The organism is Desulfovibrio sp. (genome assembly GCF_019424165.1).
Taxonomy (GTDB): Bacteria; Desulfobacterota; Desulfovibrionia; order Desulfovibrionales; family Desulfovibrionaceae; genus Desulfovibrio.
The window spans coordinates 51,922-77,472 of sequence record NZ_JAHZAA010000003.1; the positions used below are offsets into that span (position 1 = coordinate 51,922).

The 25,551-nt window shown below is 60.7% G+C and carries 18 protein-coding genes and 1 pseudogene; 8 read left to right on the forward strand and 11 right to left on the reverse strand.

Annotation, left to right across the window (positions count from 1 at the left end):
- The first annotated feature begins 292 nt into the window (after nt 1-292).
- The 3 genes from QZ377_RS02280 (at nt 293) to QZ377_RS02290 (ending at nt 4,288) form a co-directional block, all read left to right on the forward strand.
- A complete protein-coding gene (locus tag QZ377_RS02280) occupies nt 293-1,480 on the forward strand; it encodes a DegT/DnrJ/EryC1/StrS family aminotransferase (RefSeq protein ID WP_291439148.1) in 1,188 nt (395 codons plus the stop codon).
- Between the two features lie 206 nt (nt 1,481-1,686).
- Entirely contained in the window at nt 1,687-3,318 is a 1,632-nt protein-coding gene (locus tag QZ377_RS02285) for a glycosyltransferase (RefSeq protein ID WP_291439151.1), read from the forward strand.
- A gap of 283 nt (nt 3,319-3,601) precedes the next feature.
- Nucleotides 3,602-4,288, forward strand: coding sequence for a glycosyl transferase family 2 (locus QZ377_RS02290; RefSeq protein ID WP_291439153.1), 687 nt, complete (start codon nt 3,602-3,604; stop codon nt 4,286-4,288).
- Nucleotides 4,289-4,570: 282 nt separating this feature from the next.
- Here the strand turns inward: QZ377_RS02290 and purN are convergent, their stop codons facing one another.
- The 3 genes from purN to QZ377_RS02305 form a co-directional block, all read right to left on the reverse strand.
- Nucleotides 4,571-5,245 (reverse strand): phosphoribosylglycinamide formyltransferase, encoded by a 675-nt coding sequence (purN, locus tag QZ377_RS02295; RefSeq protein ID WP_291439155.1) that lies wholly within the window; start codon nt 5,243-5,245, stop codon nt 4,571-4,573.
- A 192-nt stretch (nt 5,246-5,437) separates the two neighbouring features.
- Nucleotides 5,438-6,958: a uroporphyrinogen-III C-methyltransferase gene (cobA, locus tag QZ377_RS02300; protein ID WP_291439346.1), complete on the reverse strand. Its 1,521-nt coding sequence runs from the start codon at nt 6,956-6,958 to the stop codon at nt 5,438-5,440.
- Between the two features lie 2 nt (nt 6,959-6,960).
- Nucleotides 6,961-8,466, reverse strand: a complete 1,506-nt coding sequence (locus QZ377_RS02305) for a leucyl aminopeptidase (protein WP_291439157.1) — start codon at nt 8,464-8,466, stop codon at nt 6,961-6,963.
- Between the two features lie 328 nt (nt 8,467-8,794).
- Here QZ377_RS02305 and hemW point away from each other — a divergent pair, with 328 nt between their 5' ends.
- Entirely contained in the window at nt 8,795-10,207 is a 1,413-nt protein-coding gene (gene hemW / locus QZ377_RS02310) for a radical SAM family heme chaperone HemW (protein ID WP_291439159.1), read from the forward strand.
- Between the two features lie 348 nt (nt 10,208-10,555).
- On the opposite strand, the gene QZ377_RS02315 is transcribed toward hemW, so the two are convergent.
- The 6 genes from QZ377_RS02315 to QZ377_RS02340 all read right to left on the reverse strand — a co-directional run bounded on the left by QZ377_RS02315 (nt 10,556) and on the right by QZ377_RS02340 (nt 17,896).
- Nucleotides 10,556-10,975, reverse strand: a complete 420-nt coding sequence (locus QZ377_RS02315) for a (deoxy)nucleoside triphosphate pyrophosphohydrolase (RefSeq protein ID WP_291439161.1) — start codon at nt 10,973-10,975, stop codon at nt 10,556-10,558.
- Between the two features lie 176 nt (nt 10,976-11,151).
- Nucleotides 11,152-13,161: an ABC-F family ATP-binding cassette domain-containing protein gene (locus QZ377_RS02320; protein ID WP_291439163.1), complete on the reverse strand. Its 2,010-nt coding sequence runs from the start codon at nt 13,159-13,161 to the stop codon at nt 11,152-11,154.
- A complete protein-coding gene (locus tag QZ377_RS02325; protein WP_291439165.1) occupies nt 13,158-14,327 on the reverse strand; it encodes an NAD(P)-dependent oxidoreductase in 1,170 nt (389 codons plus the stop codon). Before QZ377_RS02325 ends, QZ377_RS02320 begins: the two co-directional genes overlap by 4 nt.
- A 23-nt stretch (nt 14,328-14,350) precedes the next feature.
- A complete protein-coding gene (locus QZ377_RS02330; RefSeq protein WP_291439167.1) occupies nt 14,351-15,481 on the reverse strand; it encodes a hypothetical protein in 1,131 nt (376 codons plus the stop codon).
- Between the two features lie 3 nt (nt 15,482-15,484).
- Entirely contained in the window at nt 15,485-16,411 is a 927-nt protein-coding gene (locus tag QZ377_RS02335; RefSeq protein ID WP_291439169.1) for a dihydroorotate dehydrogenase, read from the reverse strand.
- A 675-nt stretch (nt 16,412-17,086) separates the two neighbouring features.
- Nucleotides 17,087-17,896 carry a dihydroorotate dehydrogenase electron transfer subunit gene (locus tag QZ377_RS02340; protein WP_291439347.1) on the reverse strand — a complete coding sequence of 270 codons (810 nt, stop codon included), beginning with the start codon at nt 17,894-17,896 and terminating at the stop codon, nt 17,087-17,089.
- Nucleotides 17,897-18,121: 225 nt separating this feature from the next.
- Here QZ377_RS02340 and QZ377_RS02345 point away from each other — a divergent pair, with 225 nt between their 5' ends.
- Complete coding sequence (locus QZ377_RS02345) at nt 18,122-19,195, forward strand: aminopeptidase P family protein (RefSeq protein ID WP_291439172.1); 1,074 nt, start codon at nt 18,122-18,124, stop codon at nt 19,193-19,195.
- Between the two features lie 358 nt (nt 19,196-19,553).
- On the opposite strand, the gene htpG is transcribed toward QZ377_RS02345, so the two are convergent.
- Nucleotides 19,554-21,536, reverse strand: coding sequence for a molecular chaperone HtpG (htpG, locus tag QZ377_RS02350; RefSeq protein WP_291439174.1), 1,983 nt, complete (start codon nt 21,534-21,536; stop codon nt 19,554-19,556).
- A 242-nt stretch (nt 21,537-21,778) separates the two neighbouring features.
- On the opposite strand from htpG, the gene QZ377_RS02355 reads away from it, so the two are divergent.
- From QZ377_RS02355 to QZ377_RS02365, 3 genes are all read left to right on the forward strand, one after another.
- Complete coding sequence (locus QZ377_RS02355; RefSeq protein ID WP_291439176.1) at nt 21,779-23,095, forward strand: cytochrome ubiquinol oxidase subunit I; 1,317 nt, start codon at nt 21,779-21,781, stop codon at nt 23,093-23,095.
- Nucleotides 23,096-23,097: 2 nt separating this feature from the next.
- The gene (gene cydB / locus QZ377_RS02360; protein WP_291439178.1) at nt 23,098-24,123 is read left to right on the forward strand and encodes a cytochrome d ubiquinol oxidase subunit II; all 1,026 of its coding nucleotides are present in this window, start codon (nt 23,098-23,100) and stop codon (nt 24,121-24,123) included.
- A 91-nt stretch (nt 24,124-24,214) separates the two neighbouring features.
- Complete coding sequence (locus QZ377_RS02365; protein WP_291439180.1) at nt 24,215-24,637, forward strand: hypothetical protein; 423 nt, start codon at nt 24,215-24,217, stop codon at nt 24,635-24,637.
- 269 nt (nt 24,638-24,906) lie between these two features.
- On the opposite strand, the pseudogene QZ377_RS02370 reads toward QZ377_RS02365, so the two are convergent.
- Nucleotides 24,907-25,551: pseudogene (locus tag QZ377_RS02370) on the reverse strand (elongation factor 4); the annotation flags it as partial.

Here is a 25,551-nt window from a genome sequence, read left to right on the forward strand (position 1 = left end):
AGTCTGTCGGCGGCGTGGGCGATGCTCCGCCGCCGTCAGGCTCTTTCGGGGCATCTGCCGTGAAGCGGCCCGGGCATGAGGCCATGTTGGCGGAGTATCTGCCTGTGGCAGCCCGTGTTTCACGGGTATGCCGGGGCAACGAGGCATCAGGCTTTTCCGGCTGTGGGAATGCCCGCAAGCCGGTGCCGGGCATGCGCAACGCGGCACAGCGATGTTCGCAGGATTGGCGCGTCCGGGCCTTGCCCGCTGTGACGCGGCAACTTCAAGCGCAAACTGCTTTATGAGGAGTCTCATGGATATCAAGGTCAATTTCAGCGGACGTGCCATCAGGTACACCGAAGAAGAAATAGCCGTGGTTGTCGAGGCCATGCGCAATGCCGATCCCCTTACCCAGGGGCATCACATGCGCCGGTTTGAGAGCAGGTTCGCAGAGTATCAGGGCGTGCCGCAGGGGACCTGCTTCACCACCATGAACGGCTGCTCCGCCCTGGAGCTTTCAGCGCAGCTCTGCCTGTTTAACGAAGGCGACGAGGTGGTCATTCCCTCTCACACCTTCACGGCTTCGGCTTATCCCTACATCAAGAAGGGGGCCAGGCTTGTCTGGGCCGATGTGGACCTGCACAGCCGCGTGGTCACCGCCGAAAGCATTGAAAAAGTGCTTACCCCGCGTACCAGGGCCGTGGTGGTCGTGCATCTTTACGGCTATGTGGCCGATATGCCCGCCATTACCGCCCTGTGCAAAGAGCGTGGCCTTATCCTCATCGAGGACGCCGCCCAGGCCATCGGGGCCGAGGTGGACGGCATCAAGGCCGGAGCCTTCGGGGATATGGGGATCTTTTCGTTCCATTCGCACAAAAATCTGACCACCCTGGGCGAAGGCGGCATGCTGTATGTGCGCGATCCCAAGCTGGCGGGCATGGTTCCCACCCTGCGCCACAACGGGCATTGTGCCTTTGACTTTGAGCGCCCCGATTATTGGAAACCCGCCATGGGCAATGTGGACATGCCCTTTATCGACGGGCGCATGGTGCCGCCCAACAATTACTGCCTGGGCGAAGTGGAATGCGCCCTCGGCACCAAGCTGCTGGAACGCATTGATGAAATCAACGAGCAGAAGCGCAGCCGCGCCCTGGCCTTCATTGATGCCCTGGCGGACTTTCCCGAGCTGGAATTCCACCGGGTCGACAGCACCCGCCACAACTATCACCTGCTTGCGGCCCGCATGACGACGGGCGTGGAAGCACGGGACAACTTCATGCGCGCCATGTTCAATGAAAAGGGCGTCAAATGCGTGGTGCAGTACATTCCGCTGGACAGGTACGATTATTACCGCCGCCTGGGCATGGGCGAGGCCCGCTGCCCCAATGCGGACCTGTTTTTTGACACCATGATTTCTTTCCCCTTCCAGCACTGGCTGACCGGGGAAGAGTTCGACTACATGCTGGCTTCCACCCGCGAGGTGCTGGCAAGCCTGCGCTAAGGCGGCGTATCTGCCGTCCGGTCGCGTCAGAAATAACGGCGTGGGCCGGGAATGGTACTCAAGGGTACTGGCCCGGCCTGCGCCGCTGTATTTGCCGGTCGGCGGCCTTTTGAACGGGGACGCAAGGTCAGCGCCGCACGGCGCCGCCGCTGGCGGGCGCTTTTGCCAGACGCCGCGCCCCCGCGCATGACAAATCCGGAAATATCGTGAAAGAACGCTGCATTGTCATACCGGCCATCAAGAAAAATGCCGTCATCCCTGATCAGCTTGTCAAAAAGCTGGCCGGGGTGACGCTTGTGCAGCGGGCCATCAATACGGCGCGGGGCGTTCTGCCCGGCGAAGATATCGTGGTGCTTACCGACAGCCAGGAGATATCCCTCATCTGCGAACGCGCGGGCGTGGGGTTTCGCCGCAACAAGGACATGCGCTTCACCACGCTGGATATCGTGAGCGAAATGCGCGTGCTGCTGGAAGAACTGGCGGCGCAGTATGAGCATTGCATCATCCTGCGCGCTTCCTGCCCGCTCTTGACCTGGGTGGATGTGGAAGATGCCTGGAAAAGATACCGCGAGGCGGACGCCGACAGCCTTGTGACCGTGAAAAGCGTGCGCCAGCGCATCTGGAACATGCAGGGCGACGGCCTTGAAGACCTGCTGGACGATGATACGGACCACAGGGGCGAAAAAACCCTTGTGGTTGAAAGCCGTGCGCTCATCATGCTGCGCCTGTCACGCCTGCTGGACCGGAACCGCGACCAGGGGCGCGGGCGCATCATTCCCTATTTTCTCAACGACAGGGCCATTGAAATACAGGGCTATCAGGACTGGTGGATATGCGAGCGCCTGCTTGAGCGGCGGCATGTGGTCTTTGTGGTGGCGGGCTGGCCCGCCATCGGCATGGGGCATGTGTTCCGGGCGCTCATGCTGGCGCACGAGATTACAAGCCATCGGGTAAGTTTTGTCTGCACCCGTGAAAGTGAGCTGGCCGTAGAAAGTATTGCCCGCAAGGACTACCGTATTGTCCGTCAGGGGCAGGAAGACCTGGCAGACACCGTGCTGGCCCTGGGGCCTGATCTGGTGGTCAATGATATCCTCAACACCACCACGGCCTACATGAAGCGTCTTGCCGCTGCCGGTGTGCGCTGCGTGAATTTTGAAGACGAAGGGCCGGGTGCTTCGCTGGCGCGCCTTGTAGTCAACGCCCTGTACGAGGGCGAAAGCACCGGGCGCCTGTGCAGCGGGCCGGATTTTTTCTGCCTGCGTGACGAATTTGCCAATGCGGCCCGCAATCCCTTCCGGCCCGAAGTCAAAACCGTGCTCATCACCTTTGGCGGCACAGACCAGCACGACTGCTCGCGCCGGGTGCTGGACATCATTGAGCCGATCTGCCGCGCCTACGACATTGCCATTCGCCTTGTGGCCGGGCCGGGCTACGCCCACAAGGATGCTATGGAGGCGCACCTGAAAAAGCTGGATAATCCGCTGGTGACCTTTACCTGGGCCACCAATGTCATGAGCCGCATGATGGAAGGCGCGGACCTGGCCATCTGTTCCGCCGGGCGCACGGTTTACGAACTGGCCCATATGCGCGTGCCTGCCCTTGTGCTGGCAACGCACGAGCGCGAAGCACGCCATACCTTTGCCCGGCCGCGCCACGGGTTTGCCTTTGTGGGCATTATGGACCGCGTGGGCGACGGCAGAATCCGTAACACCTTTCTGGCAATGCTGAAAAATCCGCGCCGTCAGCGTTTCTGGCAGCGGCAGGACAGTATGGACTTTACGGTCAACAAGAATCGTGTGGTGCGGCGTATGCTGGGCCTGCTCAGTGAGCGGCCCTAGGCAGTGTCCGGAGTAGATCAGTAGTAAAATGCTGTGTGGGAAAAGGTCCTTTAGGGCGTGAGTGTTTGAAATATTTTGTGGGGAAGGGATGCTTTTGTAAAAGGGGCCTTTCCCACGCCCCTACCTCGTAAAGATTTTCTTTCAGGTTGTTCAGTGGGGCCGATCGGGAGGCAGAAGCCGTGCCTTTTGGGCAGAACACTGTCGCAAAGGTACTCTGCTCCAGGTGCAGGGCGCCATGCCGTTGAGAAATCTCCATTATCGCCGGATACGGCGGAGGAAAAGCATGACCAGCAAAGGCAAGGTTATAGCCATAGTACAGGCCCGGTTGGGTTCCAGCCGCCTGCCGCTGAAATCCCTGCTCTGTCTGCGTGACCTGCCGGTGATCGACTGGGTGGCGCGTCGCCTTGCCGCGGCAAGCCGTCTGGACGGCATTATGGTGGCCGTGCCTGATACCCCGCTGGATGTGGTGCTGCTGGAGCACCTGCGCCGCCGGGGCATACCCTGCATGGCCGGACCGGAAGACGATGTGCTGGCCCGTTTCTGTCAGGCGGCGAAACTGGCGGATGCCGGGCTTGTGGTGCGCGTATGCGCAGACAATCCCCTTATCTGGGGCGGCGCCGTCGACAGACTGGTGGACTTTTACCGTGCGGGCCAATGGGATTACGCCTATAATCATATTCCGCGCAACAACCTCTGGCCGGACGGGCTTGGGGCAGAAGTGCTTTCGCGCGAACTGCTTGAGAATCTGGACCATACGGCGGTGGAGCCTTCGCAACGTGAGCATTGCCTCAATTATATATGGGACAATGCCGAAAAATTCCGCATCGGTACATTTGACCCCGAAGAGGAATGGCTGTGCCGCCCGGATCTGCGACTGGATATGGACAGGCCTGACGATTTCCGCCGTCTGGCAGTGCGGCCCATCAGCCCTGACATGGACGCCAGAGCCATTGTGGATATTTTTGGCTAGAGCAAGCTACTTTGAAATTGCGCTGACCACTGCGTGAGCAGACGTTCGCTACGGCGACGTAAGCGCAATGCATCCGCGCGGGTAAACGCCGCAGTAAGCGTGCCTTAAACTTTGAGAATATATATTTTCAAAAGTAGTCTGCCCTAAATAATCCTTTTGTCCCCGAACTGCGTCAAAGTGGGTTTCTGTCCAAAGAAGAATGCCGTCAGCGTATTCTCTTTTGGACAGAAACCCACTTTTTTGCTCTTGGAGCAAAACTGGTTGCCTGGCAGTAAAGCTCTTCTAAAAACCCTCTTCCAGCGGCGGATGCACCAGCCACTGGCCGTCGGGAACTGTGGCGGCGGCAGAGCCGGGGGCCACATGCACCTCGCGGCCCCAGACGCTGATGCGGTTTTGCGCAAACCATTGTATGGCCTGCGGATAAATACGGTGCTCCATGGCGTGAATGCGCTGCATCAGGTCGTCAACGTCTTCGCCGGGGTTCACGGGTACGGCCGCCTGGATGATAACCGGGCCGCCGTCCATTTTTTCTTCCACAAAGTGCACGGTGCAGCCCGATATCCTGACGCCGTACTCAAGCGCGTCCGCGCCCCCGTGCACGCCGGGAAAGCTCGGCAGCAGCGCGGGATGGATATTGATGACCCTGCCGGAAAACGCATCCAGAAAAACCGGGCTGAGCAGGCGCATGTAGCCCGCCAGCACCACAAGCTCCGTGCCGTGCTCCTGAAGGTGCTGCACCACTGTGCGGTCGTAGCTTTCGCGGTCGGGGTGTGCCTTGTGGTCCAGCACCACGCAGGCAATGCCCGCCCTGGCGGCACGCTCGATAACGCCCGCGCCGGGCCGGTTGCAGATGATACAGCAGACGTTCACGTCCAGAACGCCCGCAGCGGCCTTGTCAATGATGGCCTGGGCGTTGGAGCCGCTGCCTGAGGCCAGTATGGCGATATTCAGTGGCATGAGGTTTCCGTTGTATTAGAACTTTTTTGTGCGGGGCCGCTGCCTTGGTTGAACCCTGCGTGGGATCAGGAGGCTCCATGTGGCCTACTGAAACAGAATAAAAGTTTTTTTGGGGGGGCGTGTGGGGAAGGGATCCTTTTACAAAAGGGTCCTTCCCCCGCAACGCCCTAACAAAGCTGGCCCGGATGCGGGTCAGGCTTTGGCAAAGTGTTTTTTCAGGGCCTCCACCAGCGCCGGAATGGTGTATTCTTCAGGCTGGATGTGGCAGGGCAGGCCGTGGGCCGTCAGGGTATCGGCCGTGATGGGACCGATGGCGGCAAGCTGCACCTCGGGATGGGCCTTGAGCACGTCTGCCGGGATGAGGGAAAGAAAGTTTTCCACAGTGGAGGACGAGCCAAAGGTCACGCAGTCCAGCCTGCCTTCCTTGATGCGCTCAAGCACCTCATCCTTGCGATGGGCGGCGGCAACGGTTTCATACGCCGCAATGACATCCACCACAGCTCCGGCCTTGCGCAGTTCGTCTGGCAGCACCTCGCGGGCCTTGGCCGCACGGGGCAGGAGAAAGCGTTTGCCTTTCACGTCGCCGCCTTCGCGGGCCATAAGGCCCTCAAGCACGCCTTCGGCCACGTAACGTTCGGGGATGAAGTCCGGGTTGATGCCGCGCCGTGTCAGGGCTTCGGCAGTGGCGGGACCAATGGCGGCCACCTTGCAGTTGCCGATGGCACGGCTGTCTTTTCCGGCCTGCGCCAGACGCAGCCAGAAGTGGCGCACGCCGTTAACCGACGTAAAGATAATCCAGCGGTATTCGGCCAGGCGGTTCAGGGCGGCGTCCAGTTCCGCATAGTCGGTCATGGGGCTGATTTCAATGGTGGGGCACTGGATCACGTCCGCGCCCAGTTCGGCCAGGCTGGCGGCCAGGCCGCTGGCCTGTTCACGGGCGCGGGTGACGACCACGCCGCGGCCCAGAAGCGGCTTTTGCTCAAACCAGTTGAGGGTCTTGTGCAGGCTTGCCACCTTACCCACAAGAATAACCGAGGGATTGGTGAATCTGGCCTCAACGGCGGCGGCGGGCAACTGGGCCAGGGTGGACACAAGGCTGCGCTGGCGAGGCGTTGTGCCGCGATAGATGAGGGCCGCCGGTGTGTCGGGAGCCATGCCCGCGTCCAGCAGGTTGCGGGCGATGTCGGGCAGGTTTTTCATGCCCATGACAAAGACCAGGGTCGAGGCGCTGGCCGCAAGGGCGGGCCAGTTGTGCACGGAACCGGGCTTGTCCGGGTTTTCATGCCCGGTGATGATGGTGACGGAAGAGGCGAAGTCCCGGTGCGTCAGCGGAATGCCCGCATAGGCCGGGGCTGCAATGGTGCTCGTGATACCGGGTACTTCTTCAAAAGGCACTCCGGCGGCCACCAGCTCTTCGGCTTCTTCGCCGCCGCGTCCGAAGATGTAGGGGTCGCCGCCTTTCAGGCGGGCCACAATCTTGCCTTCTTTGGCCTTACGCACAAGCAGGGCATTGATTTCGTGCTGGGGCAGGGCGTGGTTGCCCGCCACCTTGCCCACATAAATCTTTTCCGCAGCGGGGTTGGCGTGGCCCAGCAGGCAGTCATTGGCAAGGGCGTCGTACACCACCACGTCCGCAGCGGCCAGAGCGTCGCGGCCCTTGAGGGTCAGCAGGCCCGGATCGCCGGGGCCTGCGCCGATAAGATACACCTTCATCATTACAGAGCGCCTCCCCTGGCCAGTTCAAGCAGTGTGCGCGCGCCAAAGGCCGAAGGCCCGGTGGGGCACAGGGGCGTGGGTTTGGAAACCCAGTCCACCCCGGCAATGTCCAGATGCGCCCAGCGCACGCCCTCCTGAATGAAGTGCTGCAAAAACAGGGCGGCATTGATGGCTCCGCCTTCACGCGGACCCATGTGGCAAATGTCGGCCACGTCGCTTTTCAGTTGCTCCGCATAGGGCTTCCACAGGGGCAGGGGCCAGTATTCTTCGCCGCATGCGCCTCCGGCCGCGCGGATGCGCTCGGCAAGGTCTGCATCGTCGCTGAAAAGCCCGGCGATCTGTGTGCCAAGAGCCACGGCGCACGCGCCGGTAAGGGTGGCTATGTCTACCAGGGCGGACGGCGTCCACGTTTTCTGGGCATAGGCCAGCGCATCGCACAGGGCAAGGCGGCCTTCGGCATCGGTATTCTGTATTTCCACGCTGTCGCCGTTGGCGGCGCGCACCACGTCGCCGGGGCGCATGGCCCGGCCGCCGGGCATATTCTCGGCGCAGGCCAGCAGGCCGATGACACGGCGGGGCGCATCTTCCTGGGCCAGCGCGGCCAGGGTGGCCAGCACTGTGGCGGCCCCGGTCATGTCGGCTTTCATCTGGTGCATGTTGGCGGCAGGCTTGAGGCTGATACCGCCCGTATCAAACGTGATGCCCTTGCCCACAAGAATGAGGGGCTTTTCCTGCTCATGCCCTTCAGGGGCGTGCTCAAGGATGACAAGACGGGGCGGGCGGCCGGAACCCTGGCCGACGGCCAGCAGGCAGCCCATGTTTTCTTTTTCAAGCTCGTGCTCGTCAAGCACGGTGCAGGTAAAGCCCTTTTCACGGGCCAGTTCCCGGGCGCGTTCGGCCAGTTTTTCGGGGTACAGCAGGTTGGGCGGCGTGCTCGCCAGATCGCGGGCAAGCATAACGGCCCAGGCGGCGTTTTCACCCCTGCGGGCGGCGGCATGCGAAGCGTCAGGCACTTCCTGCCCGTCAAAGCCCAGGGCCAGCCACTGCGGCTCGGCAGGTTCGTCTTTTTCGGCCTTTTTCAGGGCCGTAAAGCGGTAAAGGGCCAGCAGGGCGGCGCACACGCATTCTTCCACCAGGCGCTCACGGCCACCGGGCAGGCGGGCCAAGGCCGGTTCGGGCAGGAGGATGGAGCCAAAGCCCTTCTGGCGGCACAACTGCACGGCGGCGCCAACAGCCTTGCGGATGCCCGCTGTATCCACCTTTTCGCGGGGGCCGAGGCCCACGGCCAGTACGCGGGGTACGGCGAGTTCGGGGTGGCCGTGCATGAGGGCCAGTTCACCGGCTTTGCCCTTGAAGTCGCGCAGGGCGGGGGCTATGGCCAGCCAGGGGGCGGCCTTGTCCATCTGGGGGCAAATTTCTGTCAGGACCTCGTCCTGGCAGACGGGGGCCAGCATGACCTCGCCTTTCCAGTGTTCCGGGCCAAGATTTTGAAAGCGTATGTCCATGGGCTGTATTCTCCTCATATGTGCCGTATGTGTGCCGCAAAGATGCGACGGACGGCTGACGGCCTGCCTGATGCGGCGGCCTGTCCGGGTAGGGGAATATACGCTGCCGGGGGCTTTTTGCCAAGGGCGCGGGATCGCCCCCGGCGGAAAGACGCGCGGTATTTTGCGGCTCCGGGCAGGGTGAACGGCATTTCGGCCGACTCCGGGCGTGTACGGGGCTTGTCAGGAGGCAACACTGCGGGCATGGTGGGGCATGTTCTTTGCAGCAATGCCGTAAGGCGGCCCTGTGCCGCATTTCCGCGCCATTTTTCTGTCACTGGAAAATCCTATGCTCGTATATATACATGTTCCCTTTTGCAGCACGCGCTGCCGCTACTGCGCCTTTTATTCCAGCCCGCTGGGGCGCGGGGTGGACCCCGTGTCGTCTCCGGCCGTGCGCGACTATGTGGATACCCTGTTTATGGAGCTTGCCCACTGGGGTGACCGGCTGGGCGGCAGCCCGGTGCAGACGGTATTTTTCGGCGGCGGCACGCCAAGCCTTTTGCCGCCGCGCGTCATAGCTCTGGTTATGGAGCGCCTGGGGCGCTACTTTACGCTGGCTCCCAAAGCCGAGGTAACGCTTGAGGCCAACCCGGAATCCCTGCGGGGCGGACACCGCGTGGCCCAGTATCTTGATGCGGGCGTCAACCGTCTTTCCATCGGTATACAAAGCCTTGATGAGGGCATGCTGCGCATGCTGGGCCGCCCGCACAAGGCGCAGGACAGTCTGCATGCGGCCTTTCTTGCGCGCGAAGCCGGCTGTGCCAATATCAATGTGGATCTCATGTGGGGGCTGCCGGGACAGAGCGTGCGCCAGTGGCTGCAAACCCTCAAGGACGTCATGCGCATGAGCCCGGACCACATTTCGGCCTACGGGCTGACTCTTGAGCCGGGTACGCCGCTGGAGCTGGACGTGGAGGAAGGCCGCCTTATGCTGCCGCCGGAACGCGACCAGAACATCATGTTTATGGAGGGCGCGGCCCTGCTGGAACAGCACGGCTATCTGCACTACGAAATATCCAATTTTGCCCGTATGGGCTTTCAGTGCCGTCATAATCTGGGCTACTGGGAAGGGGAGGACTACCTGGGCCTGGGGCCTTCGGCCACGTCCACCATCGGCGGCCGCCGCTGGACCAATCCGGCCGGCCAGAAAGCCTGGGACGCGCGCACCCGCGAGGGCAGCCTCGGGCAGGATGTGGAAGAGCTGACGCCACAGACCCGTGTACTGGAACTGCTCATGTTGCGCCTGCGCACGACGCGGGGGCTGCGCGTGAAAGCCTACCGTGAGATGACCGGCAGGGATTTTGTGCGCGACCACCAGCGGCTGGTGCAGGCTCTGCATGAAAACGGGCTTATACGTATCCGCAACGGCTATCTGCGGCTGACGCGCAGCGGCATGCTGGTGTCCAATTCCATTCTGAGCAATCTTTTCGCCCGCACGCGTGAAGTGCTCCGGCATGGCCTTGCGCCCGGGGCGCGGCCCGATGCCATGCCTGCCGTCGGGGCGGGCAGCGGCAGCCTGGGCGCGGCCCTGCTGGCGGAAGGGGGCGCAGTGCCAGCGTCGCCATTGTCGCAGCCTGGGCAGGGCGGGGAACAGGGACCGGTGGAAAATGTCATGGCTCCGGCCGGAGCGCTGGGCCACAAGAGAAAGACGGCCCGCAAGGAGCCGGAAATACGAACCGTGCAGTGGCCCAGAGCCTGACTGTATCCGTCCTGTGGATTGTGCGGAGATGCCGCCCGATGTGCCTGAAGCCGCGTTGCAGCGGCGCATGGACGCGGGCGAGTGTTGCGCCGGGCTAGGATATGCCGGTACGCGGGGAGGCGGCAGCGCGAGCCTGCTGTACGCCCGCCTTGAGCCGCTCTGGCGGGCGGCATGTGTAAAGGCGTGCCACGACGCCGCAGGTGCGGTTGATCTGCGCGCGTAATCGCAGCGTGGCCCTGCCTTGAACCTTGCGCCGTGAGAACTAGAGCAGAATGGTCATGTTGAAATTGCTCTGGTAACTGCGTGAGCTGGCGGCCATACAGGCGCAGGTGCGGCTTACTTGCGCCGTTAGGCGCCGTTCAGCCTGTCGAGGGCCAGCAACTGTTCAAGCACACCGGAATCTGCGGGCAAAAAGTCCAGCGCCGGGGCCTCGTCAGGACTGATCCAGCGCAGGTTCTGCCCTTCGGCGGGGCATGGCTCGCCGGAAAAATCGGTAACGTGAAAGAAATACAGGCGCACATTGAGCTTGCGGTCGGCGTAGCAATGCTCCACGCACTGCCAGTAGCTGGCCTCACGCACACCTATGCCCAACTCTTCAGCCAGTTCCCGCTTGAGTGCTTCTTCAGGGCTTTCATCACCTTCTATCTTGCCGCCGGGAAATTCCCAGTAGCCTTCCATAACCTTGTTGGTGGGGCGTTGCGAGGCCAGAAAGTGTCCGCCGCGCCAGATGATGCCCGCCGCCACGTCGATGGTTTGCGTGTTGTCCATTCCGGATATTTTCCTTTGCACCTGACTGATCCGGGCGTACCGCGCTGGGCCGTGCCTTGCAGACGGCCCTGGACCGGCCGCAAGATGCCTGTCAAGGGCAGTGCGGCAGGCGCCTTGCTGCGGTGCGGCCATGTCGCACGGAGCCGCAAGCAGGCCACGAGCCTTGCCAGCCTGGATCAGTCTTCTGTATTCCACCGTGCGCGCACGGCTTCCATGCGCTCGTCAAGAGCGGTCATTTCCTCAAAGATGTCTTCGCCGCGTTTTTTGCAGGCTTCAAAACTCTTCAGCAGTTCCGCAGCTTTTCCGTGATCGGCGTAGACGTCGGGGTCGGCCAGTTGGGCCTCCACCGTACCCTGCTTTTCAAGCACCCCGGTAAGTTCTTTTTCCAGGGCATCATACTTGCTTTGCAGAGGCTTGATTTCCTTGTGCAGGGCGTTGCGCTTTTCAGCCTGTTCGCGTTTGAGGCGTTTTTGCTCTTCGCGCGAAAGGTTTTGCGCCAGAACCTCCTGCGCCAGATCGCCCGAGGCGCTCCGGCCGGAGGCCGCACCGCCGGAAGCGGCCGGGGCCGTTTGCCCCGTACCTGCCATGCGGGCGCGGCGCTCGGCGTCATATGCGGCAAAATCCGAGAACACAGTCAGGCCGTTTTTGTCAAGCTCCCACGCTTCAGCGCCCACCTGGGAGAGCAGCCAGCGGTCGTGGGCCACCATAAGCAGGGTGCCTGTGAATTTTTGCAGGGCCGACACAAGTGCTTCGCGGCTTTCAAGGTCCAGATGGTTGGTTGGTTCGTCCAGCAGCAGAAAGTTGCAGCGCTTCAGAAACAGGCTTGCCAGCACAAGGCGGCTTTTTTCGCCGCCTGAAAGGCCGCTGACCTGACGGTCAAAGTATTCCTGCCCCAGCATGAACAGCCCGAGCACGCTCATAAGCTCTTCTTCTGTGGTGCGGGGGTCGGACAGGCGGCGGATTTCGCCAAGCACTGTGGTGTCGCCGCGCAGGGTGTCCATCTGGTGCTGGGTATAGTAGCCCAGCCGCACCTGGGACGAGGTGACCATATTGCCACCGCAGCGTTCAAGACTGCCTGCCAGCAGTTTGAGCAGGGTGGACTTGCCACAGCCGTTGTGCCCCACCAGGGCGATACGCTGGCCGCGATACAGGGCGAAGCTCAGTGGCGGCCACATTTTTTTGCCGTCGGTGAAGTGAAAGTCCAGGTCTGCGGCAGAGAGTACGATTTTTTCAGAATGCGGCGCTTCGGGCCAGGTAAAGTTCAGCTCTTTACGTTTGGGTTCCGGCCGGTAGTCTTCCAGCTCTTTTTCAAGCTTTTTCGCCATCTTCTGACGCGATCCGGCCTGACGGGCCTTGGTGGCCTTGGCGCGGAAGCGCTCCACAAAGGCCATTTTGCGGTCAAGTTCGTCCTTGAGGGCGCGGGCTTCGCGTTCGCGCTGGGCGTTATACTCGTCCTGAAGGGTCAGAAACTGGGTATAGGTGGCCTTGCGGAATACGGGGCGCGACAGGCCGAGGTAAAGCACATGCGTACCCACCGTGTCCATAAAACGGCGGTCGTGCGCCACAAAGACCAGCGCGCCCTTGAAGTCCAGCAGAAAGGACTCCAGCCACTCCACGGCTTCCATATCCAGATGGTTGGTGGGTTCGTCCAGCAGGAGCACGTCGGCCCCGGCAGTGAGTACGCGGGCCAGCTTGGCGCGCTCGCGCCAGCCGCCGGAAAGCTCCCGCAGGGTGCGGTGCCACTTGCGCTCGGCAAAGCCAAGACCCGAAAGCACAGCCTTGGCCCGGTGCTCGGGATTATAGCCGTAACGCGCTTCAAGTTCGCTCTGCCGGTGCATGAGTTCGGTCAGCAGGGACTCGTCCTTGCTGGCGGCGGCATCTTCCCACTGTGCCCAAAAATCGTTCCAGTCATGCAGCACATCCAGCACATAGGTCAGCAGGGGCGTGTCCAGGGCTTCTTCTGAAAGCTCCTGCTCCACATAGCCCATGCGGCAGCCGCGCGGCAGTATGACACGGCCGCCGTCCGGGGCATCCACCCCGGCCAGCAGGCGCAAAAGCGTGGATTTGCCCGTGCCGTTGGGACCGCACACGCACAGACGCACACCAGAATCGACCTCCAGCGAGAAATTGCTGAAAATATCCCGGCCACCAAATGATTTGGAAAGTTCCTGAATCGTTATTTTCACAACCAGCCCTCACGGCGGTAGCCTTCTACGGCTTCTTTCATTCCCGCCTCAAGGCTCATGCACGGCGTGAAACCAAGTTCGCGCCGTATGCGGCTGCTGTTGCACAGCCAGCCCGCCTGACGGGCTTCGCGGTATTTGTCCATATTCCAGTTGGGTGCGCGGCGCAGGCGGCCGCCGAAGCGGGCGGGCAACCGGGCCAGCAGGGCATCGGCCATAATGCCGAAAGCCGACGACAGCCCGGCGGTGAGCGCCATGACGGGCAGGGGCATGCGGATGACGCGCACCCGGCGCGGTTCGCGCTCAAGGGCTTTGTCCACCGCAGCGCCCATGGCGCGGCAAAAGCCGCTCATGGTGTGCTCCTGGCCGTCGCTGAGGTGGTAGACGCCCGTTGCTTCGGCGCGGCAGGCGCAAATGACGGCCTGCCCCATGTCACGGGCATGCACGGCGCTGACGGGAAATTCCCGCCCTGCGCCGGGGCTGACAGCCAGACCGGACATGACGCCCTTGAACACGGGCAGCAGGCCCTTGTCGCCGGAGCCATAGATGATGGGCGGGCGCAGGGTGACCAGGCGGTCGCCCAGGGCGCGGCCCAGGATCTGCTCGGTAAGCATTTTTGACCAGCCGTATGCGGAAACGGGTGAGGGCGGCGCGTCGTCTTCCACGCCGGGGGCTGTGCCGCAGGGGCCGGTGGCCGCCAGGCTGGACACCAGCACAAAACGCCGTATGCCTTTGCGCCCGTCATTTTTACCGGTATGCGCGGCCCTGTCGGCCTGCATGACGGCATCGGCCAGGCTGCGGGCGGCGCGGGCATTGGCACGCAGATAGTCCTGCCAGCCCAGGCCGAAAAGCAGGGCGGCCATGTGTATGACCATATCCTGCCCCTCAAGGGCCTCGGCCAGGCCGCGCCCGCTGGCGAGATCCGCCTGGGCCACGGCCACGCCTTGCGGCAGGTGGGCAATGTGCGAGCTTGAGCGCGTGAGGCAGGTCACCTGCGCCCCGGCTTCAAGCAGTTGCGGCAACAGATGCCGCCCCACAAAGCCGGTTCCGCCTGTGAGCAGAACCCTGACGCCCGTGAGATGGCCGGCGTTGGCGCAGCCTGCATGCTGCCCCGGCTGATAGGCTTGTCCGGGGGCGGTCGTGCCTGAAAAATCAGAGGATGTTTTCATACCTGTACCGTGAGCCGCCGCGTTCATGCCCCGATCTCCCTGCGGTAGATGCGGTAGCGCTTGGTGAGGCGGCCTGAAAAATCTTCGATAAGATCGTTGACGGCCACGTTGTCTTCAAGGACCCACGAGGCTTCGACCCACTGAAAGTCCGGGTTCTGATGGGCTTTTTCCATCAGATAGTCCAGCAAAAGCAGGGGCAGGCCCATGAGCCGGAATTCTTCACGGATGCCGAAAAGAATGATGCGGTAGCCGCCGCGTATTTCGGAGCGCGCCTGCCACCAGTGCCACGGCGCTGTAATCCCCAGTTTGCCGTTGAGGCGCCGCAGCAGGGGGGCCATGTCGGGCAGGGCAACCATGCCCGCAGCCGGTTTGCCGTTGTGGAAAAAGAGCACGAAAAAATCCGTGTCCAGCACGGCCTTGAGTTCTTTGACGTGCTGTTCGGCTTCGGCGTCCGACAAGGGTGAGAAACCCCAGTTCTGCGCCCACGACTCCTTGTACAGGGTAAACATGTCGCGGATGTCTTGGGTCAGCGTAGCCTTGCCGGAAGTGCGACAGGTGAAATGCCCTTCTTTTTTGAGGCGGGTCACTTCTTCGTGGAGCCATTCCGGCGGGTTGAAATTTTTTCTTTCTATAAGATAGGCAAAAAGATCCTGCTCCTTGCGCAGATGCCAGCTTTCAAGCAGTTCCGCATAGTAGGGCGGGTTCCAGGGCATCATGATGGTGGGGGCAAGTTCAAAGCCGTCCACCAGCAGGCCGCAGGTATAGTTGGTGGAGGGGTTCAGCGGCCCGCGCATAAAGGTCATCCCCTGGGCTGCCAGCCAGTTTTTGGCGGCATCCAGCAGGGCATGGGCGGCTTCGCGGTCATTTTCGCACTCAAAAAAGCCGAAAGCGCCGCAGGTTTCGCCTGCGTATGCATTATACTTATCGTCAATAATGGCGGCGATGCGCCCCACGGGCCGTCCGTCGCGCAGGGCCAGAAAAAGCCTGCGGCGGGCGTTTTCCCAAAAGGGATGCTGACCCGGCGTGAGCAGTTCCCGCTCCTGGCTTTTTATGGGCGGCGTCCATAGGGGGCTTTGGGCGTAAATGCTCCAGGGCAGGTCCATAAACTGGCCTGTTTCCGCCTCGGACCGGGCTGCAATGACGTTAAGCGACATGAATCAGTCCACTTGCAGGCTGCCGCGCAGCTCTTCCAGCGAGGTGATGCCCAGGCGCTCGCAGGCTTCGGGCAGTTGCTGCACAAGGTCAAAAACGCAGTCCGGCCGCATGAAGCTTGCCGTGCCGATCTGAACCGCGTGCGCACCCGCCAGGATGAATTCCAGCACGTCTTCCACGCAGGAGATGCCGCCCACGCCGATTACAGGAATCTTGACCGCGCGGGCCACCTGCCACACGCAGCGCAGGGCCACAGGCTTGATGGCCGGGCCGGAAAGCCCGCCCACCACGTTTGCCAGCGAAGGACGGCGGGTTTGCAGGTTCACGGCCATACCCAGCAGGGTGTTGATGCAGGAGATGCTGTCTGCCCCGGCGTCTTCCGCAGCGCGCGCCATAACCGTGATGTCGGTGACGTTGGGCGAAAGCTTGACCATGATGTGCTTGTCGGGGGCCGCGTGGCGCACGATGGACGTGACCTGGGCGATCATGCCCGGGTCCTGGCCGAAGGCCACGCCGCCTTCGCGCACGTTGGGGCAGGACACGTTCACTTCCAGGGCGGCCACGCCTTCCTCATGGTTGAGGCGGGCGGCCAGACGGCCGAATTCTTCGGCAGAAGAAGCATAAATATTGGCGATAACGGCCGTTTCCTGCCAGGGCAGCAGCGGAAGCTTTTGCTTGCAAAAGACATCCACGCCGTCATTTTGCAGGCCAACGGCATTGAGCATGCCGGAGACGGTCTCCACGATGCGCGGGGTGGGATTGCCCTCGCGCGGCTCGAGGGAAAGCCCCTTGACCACCATGCCGCCAAGACCGGCAAGGTCGCCGTAGCTGGCGAATTCCACACCGTAGCCAAACGTGCCGGAAGCCGTAAGTATGGGATTTTTGATGGGCAGATCGTGCGTTTGCCCGTTCAGCGTAACAGAAAGATCCATACCGCATTCTCCAGTAACCACGCAGACCCGCCGGGGCGCACATCCATGCGCCGGGCGGGGGTGGCAAGGTGTTTTGTTCCCGCCGGGGCGTGTTCCGCTAGGCGTTTCTGTTCGCTGCCCTTTCGGCGGGGGAACGCGGGAAACGTGCCGCCTGTGCGGCCTGTTTTCCGGCGAACCTGCCGCGTCCCGGCAGAGAGCAGGGTGTTCATAGCGTGAAAGCACCCGGAAGCGGTGCAGAACGCGAGCGGTTTCACATTGAAAACACTCGCGTTGGCGCAAGCGCCCGCCACACCGCAATGGTTGTCCGCAAGGCCCGCCAGTGGCGCAACTGCCATGTGAACAGGCGTGTGCCGCGCAGGTTGCCTGCATGCGTAATTTCTTCGGCGCAAGGGCTGAAGCGGGCCATAAAAGCGCACTGCGTTTGCGCGGCACAACGGCAGGGCAAGCGTTTTCAGCCTTTACGAAAGGGCATTTGCAAAGGGACGCCCTGCCTGAAGCTGAAAAGATGCAACCGCTCTGCGCGGATTTTTTGAAAACTCGTGCCGTGCCGAAAGCCGGGGCAAGACCTGACCCGCTGCCGGTCACTCCAGGCAGGCGTGCCTGCCCCGTGTTCCGGCCACAAGGGACGCTGCGGGGCAAAATAGTGTGCAATGCCGCGCGCTGTCTTTCAGCAGGCTACAGCTCTACCTGATCCGACCAGAATACAGGGCCGTGGTTGCATGCCTGGACCTGACTGCCGCGCTTGGCGGGTACGGGCCAGGCTTCTGTTGTTTTGGTCACGCAGCCAAGGCAGGCTCCCACGCCGCAGGCCATGCGGTTTTCGAGAGAAAGCTGGCAGCGCACGCCCAGTTCGGCGGCGAATTTTTGCACGGTGCGCATGAACGGCGTGGGGCCGCAGGCCAGAACAAGACCTTTTTGTTCGGCGTATTCCGTCATGCGCTCCTGTATGGAAAAAATAAAATTGTCCAGATCGCCGGGTACGGTTTCGCGCAGGCTGTCAAGCGGCACATGCTCATTGATGCTGTCTACGGGGTAGCAGCTTATGGACTCGCGATGGCCGAAAAGCATTGTGACGTTCCAGGGCTTGGGATGCTCGCTCACGTAGCCCACAAAAGGCACGATGCCCATGCCCCCGGCCAGCAGCAGCGTGGGGGTGTCGGGTTCGGTAACGAAGCCGTTGCCGAGGGGACCCCATGCGCGCACCTTGTCACCGGGGCGTAGTTCGGACATGCGCTTTGTGCCTTTGCCCACAACCTGAAAAAAACAGATCATGTGCCGGGCGGTCATATGGCATATGCCGAGGGGCCGAGCCCAGGGGATTTCAAGCCCGAAAGTCTGGGGACGGATCATGACAAACTGGCCCGGCCGCCACTTGGTCCATTCGGGGCGGGTAAGGCGCAGTGCGAAGAAGCGGCTTTCGTTGCCGGTTTGCCCAAAGGGTACAAGGTCCAGAACACTCAGCTCGCATGAAGTTGGTTGCGACATGCGCTGACTATAGGCGTACTTGGTCAACTGGTCAACCGGGTGCTGCCGTGTAAATGGGACAATTAAACCCCCTTTTTTAATGTGGCTTTTGCAGGGGCGCCAATGCTTGTTCCCAAAAGGGCATGCGCCGCGGTTTGAACGGCTGGCGGCGGGCTGCCGGCGCCGGATATTTTTCAACTTTTCAGGGCGGTTCGCACGCGCTATACTGGCGGCAGGAGAATACTCATGAAGCAGATATATGCCGCCCGCCGCGAAAAACTTCGCCGGGCCATGCGCAGGCGCGGCCTGGATGCGCTGCTTGTCAGCCAGGCCGCCAACCGTTTTTATCTTTCAGGATTTGAGCTGCACGATCCGCAGTATAATGAAAGCGCCGGACGGCTGGTGATTACCGCCGACGGCCGTGACTGGCTGGCCACAGACCCCCGCTATCTGGATGCCGCCGTCCGCCTGTGGGATGATGAGCGTGTGTTTATCTACGGCGGCTATGCGGCCAGAGATATTTACAGTCTGCTGCGGGACTGCGGCAGCCGCATCGGCATTGAGGCGCAGGGTACTACTCTGGCCTTTGCCCGTGATCTGGCTGCGGCCGGGCCGGGTTTGTACTGCGAGGCCGCCGATGGCCTGGTGGAACATCTGCGGCGCATCAAGGAGCCTTGCGAGGTGGCGGCGCTGGAAAAATCTTTTGCACTCAACCACAAATTGCTGCAATGGATTGAAGGGCAGCTTGAGCCGGGGCGTACCGAAAACCAGGTAAGCTGGCTTATTGAAAAGTTTTTTCGCGAAAACGGCGCTTCGGAACTGGCCTTTGCCAATATTGTGGCTGTGGGCAAAAACGCGGCCCTGCCCCACGCCATACCGGGGGATGTTCCTGTGATCGACAACTGCCCGGTGCTGGTGGATATCGGCTGCCGGGTGGATGATTACTGCTCGGACCAGACCCGCACCTTCTGGGTGGGGCAGCAGCCCACTGATGTGTTTCGCCGTACCTATGACCTTGTGCGCCAGGCGCAGACCGCGGCCATAGAGTCCATGCGCCCCGGGCAGCCGCTGAGGGATGCCTACGGCCATGCGCGGGCAGTGTTTGAAAAAGCCGGAACCGCCGACGCCTTTACTCATGGCCTGGGCCACGGTGTGGGGCTTGAAACCCACGAAGCCCCCAGTCTTTCGCCGCGTGCCGAAGGCCTGCTTGAGCCGGGCATGGTGGTTACCGTGGAGCCGGGCCTGTACTACCGCCAGTGGGGCGGGGTGCGTTGGGAATATACCGTGCTCGTGGAAGAAGACGGCGTGCGTATTCTGTAAGGCATTCTGGCAAACCGCACGGTGTTCGGGGCTTTTTTTGCAAGTGCTCTGGCGTCTGTGCGGGCTGTTGCCGCCGTGGAGGCACAAGCGCAAGTTGTTGCGCGGTCAGCGCTGGAACGAACGTATATCACCCCTTTGCGAATGCACATTCTCAAAGGGGTGATGCTTTGATATTCCAGAGTAGAGTACTTTTGTGCGGCCTGAAAGGTGCAGGCTCCGGGCCTGCCGTTTCAGGTCAGACGGTTCCGGTAACAGGTTTGGAAAAGAATAAAAGTATTGAGGGGTGGGATCCCTGTATAAAAGGATCCCACCCCTCAAGGCATCTCAAGCGGCGGTCATGAGCGGCTGTCATGCCGAGCTAGATCTTACGCACCTCGGTATACCAGGCTGCCGCTTCTTCCAGCAGTTTGCCGGTGCGGGCGGCCAGGGCCTGCGGGTCTTTGAGGTAGCCGTCCAGCAACAGGCTGGCGTCAAAAAGGCTCTGGGTCATCTCGGCCAGGATCCTGTCGCTGCTGTCGGCCTTGAACATGCGCAGCATGTTGCGCAGCAGAGGGTGGTCGCGGTTGACCTCCAGCACCTTGACCGGGAGGGAGTCGTCCTTCTGCATGACCTTGAGCAGCTTTTCCATCGACGAGGAAAGGCCGCCGTCAGGCGAGACAAGCACAGCGGGGCTGTCGGCCAGGCGATGCGAAACGCGCACCTCCGTTACCTTGTCGCCCAGAACTTCCTTCATGCGGGCCAGCAGGCCGTCAAAGCTGGTGCTGTCTTCATCCGAAAGGGGGGCGGCAGCCTCGCGGGCCGGGCTTTCCTTGTCGCTGAAGTCGTTGAGGGCGTCATCAGCCGCGGTTTCCACAGACCTGAAGTCCCATTCCTTATAGCGGCCAAGGCCGTCCATGACGAATTCGTCAATGGGTTCAAAAAGGTAAAGAACCTCTATGCCCTTCTGGCGAAACCGCTCCATATGCGGGTTCAGGCGCGCGGCTTCACGGTTGGGCGCGGCCACATACCAGAAGGTTTTTTGCCCTTCGGGCGCGCGCTCCATATATTCGTCCAGGCTGGTCAGGGCTTCTGCGTCGGCCAGGGTGGAAGAGTTGAAACGCAGCAGGGCGGTGACCCGCTCGCGGTTGGCAAAGTCGTGATAGCCGAGCTTGAATAACTTGCCGTGCAGACGCCAGAAGGTCGCGTATTTTTCCGCATCATTTTTTGCCAGCTTTTCAAGGTGGCCGAGGGTCTGCTTGACGATGACCTGATTGATCTTGCGCAAGACCACGTTTTCCTGAAGCGTTTCACGCGAGATGTTCAGGGGCAGGTCTTCGGTGTCGACCACACCCTTGAGGAATGCCAGGTACTCGGGGATCAGCTCTTTGTTGCGGTGCTGGATCAGCACACGGCGGGCGTAGAGGTCCAGCCCCCAGAAGTCGCGGTCTGCGCCGAAGAAGTCCTGGGCATTGTCGGGAATGAAAAAGAGGGCGTTGAACTGCACAGGAGCGTCAACGGAAAAATGCAGTACGTCCAGCGGATCTTTGCTGTCATAGGTAAGCGCCTTGTAAAAGGCTGCGTACTGCTCCTGCGTGACGGAAAACTTGGGTTCGCGCCACAGGGCGGGCTGGGTGTTGACCTGCTCACCGTCCACAAGGACAGGAAAAGGCACAAACGCCGAATGCTTGCGGATGGCGGACTCCACGCGGAATTTTTCAAGAAATTCCACGGCATCGTCCTTGAGCCATGCGGTGATGGTTGTGCCGCGTTTGGGTTCGTCGCCTTCCGCCGGGGCTACCGTGTAGGTTCCAAGACCGTCGCTGGTCCAGGTGTGGGCTGTGCTGTCTTCGCCAAATGCCGGGCGCGAGGTAACAGCGACTTTTTCAGCCACCATAAAAACCGAATAAAAGCCCACACCGAAGCGTCCGATGATGTTGGCGGCATCAGCCTCGGCCTCGGTGTTTTGCTCTTCGTCCGCGGCATGGCCCTTGCCGTTGGCGGATTTTGCCTTGGCGGCATTTTCGGCCGCAATGTCAGCCAGAAACTGCTCTGAGCCGGATTTGGCTATGGTCCCCAGGTGTTCGGCCAGCTCTTCGGCAGTCATGCCCAGGCCGGTATCGGCAATGGTGATGGTTTTCGCTTCCTTGTCGAGCGAAATGCGAATTTCCAGCGGCAGATCGGGCAAGCGGGGGCTTTCGCCGCGGTTGATGCGAAAACGCAGTTTGTCCAGCGCGTCCGAAGCGTTGGAAATAAGCTCACGCAAAAAAATTTCCCGGTTGGTATAGAGGGAGTTGGTAAGGATATGTAAAACCTTACGCACCTCTGCACGAAACTGGCGGGGATTCCTATCTGCCTCTGCCATGACAAACCTCCTGAAAAGCGATATCCTTGCAGATAATACCGCTTTTTGATTTTTCAAGGGGCGTGATGGCTGCGAGGCGAAAAAAATGCAGCTTCGTGGGGCCATTTTGCCATTGGGCAAAAAAATACCAAAGGCATAAAGTCACGTTTGGCAGTATGTTATGGATATATTAATATTCATAATTACTTGCCTTTCTTTGTTGGAAATAGTAAATCGCGGTAAGGATATCCAAGGAGGGCCTAATGGACGTCGTAATGCTTTCGCGTCTGCAATTCGCTGTGGCCGTGTTTTTTCATTTTGTTTTCGTGCCCCTCACGCTGGGCCTCTCGGTAATTATTGCCTGGATGGAAACCCGCTATGTACGGACCGGGGACGAATTTTGGAAAAAACAGACCAAATTCTGGGGAAAACTTTTTGTCATCAACTTTACCTTGGGCGTGGTGACCGGGATTACGCTGGAATTCCAGTTCGGCACCAACTGGTCAAGGTATTCTGAATATGTGGGCGACATTTTCGGCTCGCTGCTTGCCATTGAAGCCACGGTGGCTTTTTTTCTTGAATCCACCTTTCTGGCGGTCTGGCACTTCGGCTGGAACCGTGTGGGCAAGAAGCTGCACCTCGCCTCCATCTGGATTGTGGCCATCGCGGGCAATATTTCCGCGCTCTGGATCATTCTTGCCAACGGCTTCATGCAGAACCCCGTGGGCTACTACATCAACGAAGCCAACAACCGTGCCGAGCTTTCAAGCTTTTATGATGTTGTTACCAACCCCTACGCCTGGGGCATGTATGCGCATACCGTCATAGCCTCATGGGCGCTCGGCGGTTTCTTTGTGCTGGGCGTTTCGGCCTGGCATCTGCTGCGCAAGAGCAATACCGAATTCTTCAGCCGCTCTTTCAGGATGGTGGCGCCTTTTACCCTGATTTTCGTGCTGCTGCTGGCCCTTTCGGGCGACCAGCAGGGCAAGACCGTAGCCAAGTATCAGCCTGCCAAGCTGGCCGCTATGGAAGCGCACTGGGAAACACAGTCTGACGTGCCTTTCTATCTGCTGGTGTGGCCTGATCCGGAAAATGAAACAAATACCGTGCAGGCCCTCGGCATTCCCGGTCTGCTGAGCTGGATCGCCTTTGACGACGTGCATGCCGAGGTAAAGGGACTCAAGGATTTTGCCAAAGAAGACCGGCCCCCGGTACTGCCCGTATTTTTGACTTTCCGCACTATGGTGGCCCTGGCGGGCATATTTCTGGTGCTTTCGGCATGGGCTTTTTTTCAGCGCAAGAAGGAAAACCCCAATCCATTGCTGCTCAGGCTGCTGGTGTACAATATTCCATTGCCCTACATCGGCCTGATGGTGGGCTGGGCCGTGACAGAAATCGGCCGCCAGCCGTGGATCGTCTATAATCTCATGCGCACCACAGATGCCGTGTCGCCCATACCGGCCGACAATGTGGTCATTTCTCTGGTGGCCTTTATTGGCGTGTACTCGCTGCTTGGCATTCTGGACATCTATCTGCTGCGCAAATTTGCCATCAAGGGCCCGGACGCCCAGGAGGTGTAGCCATGCTGGAAACTACCTGGTTTGTGCTGTGGGCATTGTTGTGGGCCGTATACTTTATTCTGGACGGTTTTGACCTGGGCATGGGCTCTTTGCTGCCCTTTCTTGGCAAAGACGAAAACGAACGCCGCATCATGTATAATGCCGCAGGGCCGTTCTGGGACGGCAACGAGGTGTGGCTTATCGCCGCTGGCGGCGTCACCTTTGCGGCGTTTCCCAAGGCCTATGCGGTCATGTTCAGCGCCCTGTACGCGCCGTTGCTGATGCTGCTCTTTGCCCTGATTTTCCGGGCAGTGTCTTTCGAGTTTCGCAGCAAGGTGGAGCATGCCGCGTGGCGCAGCCTGTGGGACGGCGTCCACTTTGTATCCAACCTCGTACCCTGCATTCTGCTGGGCGTGGCTTTTGCCAACCTGTTCATGGGCATCCCCGTAGATGCCCAGGGCGTGTATCACGGCAATCTGCTTGGCCTGCTGAATGTCTACGGCCTGGCTGGCGGCATATTCTTTCTCTGCATGTTCGTGCTGCACGGGTCCTTGTGGCTGGCCATAAAAAGCCGGGGCGAACTGCAGATCCGCGCTGTGGCCACGGCCAGCTTTGTGTGGCCCATCATGCTCGTGCTGCTGGTGGCCTTTCTTATCCTTACGGCGTTTTACACCAAGCTGTATGATAACTACCTGGCCATGCCCGCCCTGCTCGTGTTGCCCCTGGTGGCCCTCGCGGGCCTGATCGGCGCGCGCATAATGCTGCATGCGGGCAAGCTGTGGATGGCCTGGGGCTTCAGCGCCCTCTTCATCCTGGGTGTCACTTTCTTTGGCGTGATGGGCATGTACCCGGGTATGATCATTTCTTCCATTGACCCGGCCGCCACTGTCACGGCCTTTAACGGTGCTTCAAGCCAGTTGACCCTCAAGATCATGCTGGGTGTGGCGCTTGTGATGGTTCCCATCGTGTTGCTGTACCAGTTCTGGATGTACCGGCTGTTCTCCGCGCCGGTGCTGCCCAAGGATCTGGATGACGATCACGCGTACTAGAGCGTTACCCATGACTGATTAAATGCAAAAGGCCGCCCCGTGGGGGCGGCCTTTTGCATGCGCGGGCGGCGAAAGCCGCCGGGAGTATGGCATGAACAGGACGAAACCGGTGAGCAGCGGCCCTTATGATCACACGGCCGGGCATATGGCAGAAAGCGGAAACGGCGTTGGCCCCGGCGTCACTCACGATTCAGGGTCAGGCAACAAGGCGGGCAGCGCGAGGCCAGTGTTTTCTTCGGTTGTTCCGGGGGCAAGGGGTGGTGGCCGCATGGCCCTTGTGCTCTGCCTTGTTCTTGCCGCCTGCCTGTGTTCCTGCGCGCCGCGCGAGCAGCGGCCGCTGACATTTGAAGAACAGCAGGATATTGAAGCGTACCGCCAGTGCCGGCGGGAAGCCACGGCCATGAATCCTGAATGGCGCGGCGACACCAGCTATTTCCCCTGGCGGGCCTATTTCAATATGTGCATGCGCCGCATGGGCGTCAGTGAAGAGTCCATGCGCCGTATGCGTATGTAAAGGCAGCAGTGCATTACAACGCCGGGATGTACGTGGTCAGCCGTTCGATGCAGGCCGTTACGGAGCGCAACACGCGCCTCGGCGGCCTTGCTTCGGCGGTGGAGTTTTTGGCCCGGTGCTGAAGCCGGTTTTTGCGTTCGTGGCAGGCGTTTGCCCGGACAGCAGTGGGGCAATTGCGCATGGCGCTCTGCTCATGTGAAGGAAACGAAAGAAGGGAAGCTTTTTGCGAAAAGCCTCCCTTCCGTTTGATGACAGATTGTGTGCCTGGGTTAGTCGTCGCCCACCTTGAGGGCCGCCAGAAATGCCTCCTGCGGCAGTTCCACGTTGCCCATGCGTTTCATGCGGCGCTTACCTTCTTTCTGTTTTTCCAGCAATTTACGCTTACGGCTGATGTCGCCGCCGTAGCATTTGGCCGTTACGTCCTTACGGAAGGCGGAAACCGTTTCGCGGGCAATGATTTTCTGGCCGATGGCTGCCTGAATAGCCACCTGGAAAAGCTGGCGCGGAATGGTGCGCTTGAGTTTGAGGGCCAGCCCCCGGCCGTAGGTATAGGCGCGGTCGCGGTGTACAATGACGGCCAGGGCGTCAACAGGCTCGCCGTTGAGCATGATGTCCAGGCGTACCAGGTCAGAGGAACGGTAGTCCAGCGGATGATAATCCATAGAGGCATAGCCGCGCGTGGCCGATTTGAGCCGGTCGAAGAAATCGTAAACAATTTCGGCAAAAGGCAGTTCGTAGGTGACCACTACGCGGTTGGCGGCAAGGTAGTGCAGGTTTTTTTGCGTGCCGCGCTTTTCTTCGCAGAGTTTCATGACGTTGCCCACGTATTCGTTGGGCACATGAATATCCATGCTCACATAGGGTTCGTAAAGGGTGTCGATTGATGTGGGGTCGGGCAGATGGCTGGGGTTGGC

Coding starts and splice junctions, on each gene's coding strand:
- QZ377_RS02280 (WP_291439148.1), top strand. CDS start 293: ATGGATATCAAGGTCAATTTCAGCGGACGTGCCATCAGGTACACCGAA.
- QZ377_RS02290 (WP_291439153.1), top strand. CDS start 3,602: ATGACCAGCAAAGGCAAGGTTATAGCCATAGTACAGGCCCGGTTGGGT.
- purN (WP_291439155.1), bottom strand. CDS start 5,245: ATGCCACTGAATATCGCCATACTGGCCTCAGGCAGCGGCTCCAACGCC.
- cobA (WP_291439346.1), bottom strand. CDS start 6,958: ATGAAGGTGTATCTTATCGGCGCAGGCCCCGGCGATCCGGGCCTGCTG.
- QZ377_RS02305 (WP_291439157.1), bottom strand. CDS start 8,466: ATGGACATACGCTTTCAAAATCTTGGCCCGGAACACTGGAAAGGCGAG.
- hemW (WP_291439159.1), top strand. CDS start 8,795: ATGCTCGTATATATACATGTTCCCTTTTGCAGCACGCGCTGCCGCTAC.
- QZ377_RS02315 (WP_291439161.1), bottom strand. CDS start 10,975: ATGGACAACACGCAAACCATCGACGTGGCGGCGGGCATCATCTGGCGC.
- QZ377_RS02325 (WP_291439165.1), bottom strand. CDS start 14,327: ATGAAAACATCCTCTGATTTTTCAGGCACGACCGCCCCCGGACAAGCC.
- QZ377_RS02330 (WP_291439167.1), bottom strand. CDS start 15,481: ATGTCGCTTAACGTCATTGCAGCCCGGTCCGAGGCGGAAACAGGCCAG.
- QZ377_RS02335 (WP_291439169.1), bottom strand. CDS start 16,411: ATGGATCTTTCTGTTACGCTGAACGGGCAAACGCACGATCTGCCCATC.
- QZ377_RS02340 (WP_291439347.1), bottom strand. CDS start 17,896: ATGTCGCAACCAACTTCATGCGAGCTGAGTGTTCTGGACCTTGTACCC.
- QZ377_RS02345 (WP_291439172.1), top strand. CDS start 18,122: ATGAAGCAGATATATGCCGCCCGCCGCGAAAAACTTCGCCGGGCCATG.
- htpG (WP_291439174.1), bottom strand. CDS start 21,536: ATGGCAGAGGCAGATAGGAATCCCCGCCAGTTTCGTGCAGAGGTGCGT.
- QZ377_RS02355 (WP_291439176.1), top strand. CDS start 21,779: ATGGACGTCGTAATGCTTTCGCGTCTGCAATTCGCTGTGGCCGTGTTT.
- cydB (WP_291439178.1), top strand. CDS start 23,098: ATGCTGGAAACTACCTGGTTTGTGCTGTGGGCATTGTTGTGGGCCGTA.
- QZ377_RS02365 (WP_291439180.1), top strand. CDS start 24,215: ATGAACAGGACGAAACCGGTGAGCAGCGGCCCTTATGATCACACGGCC.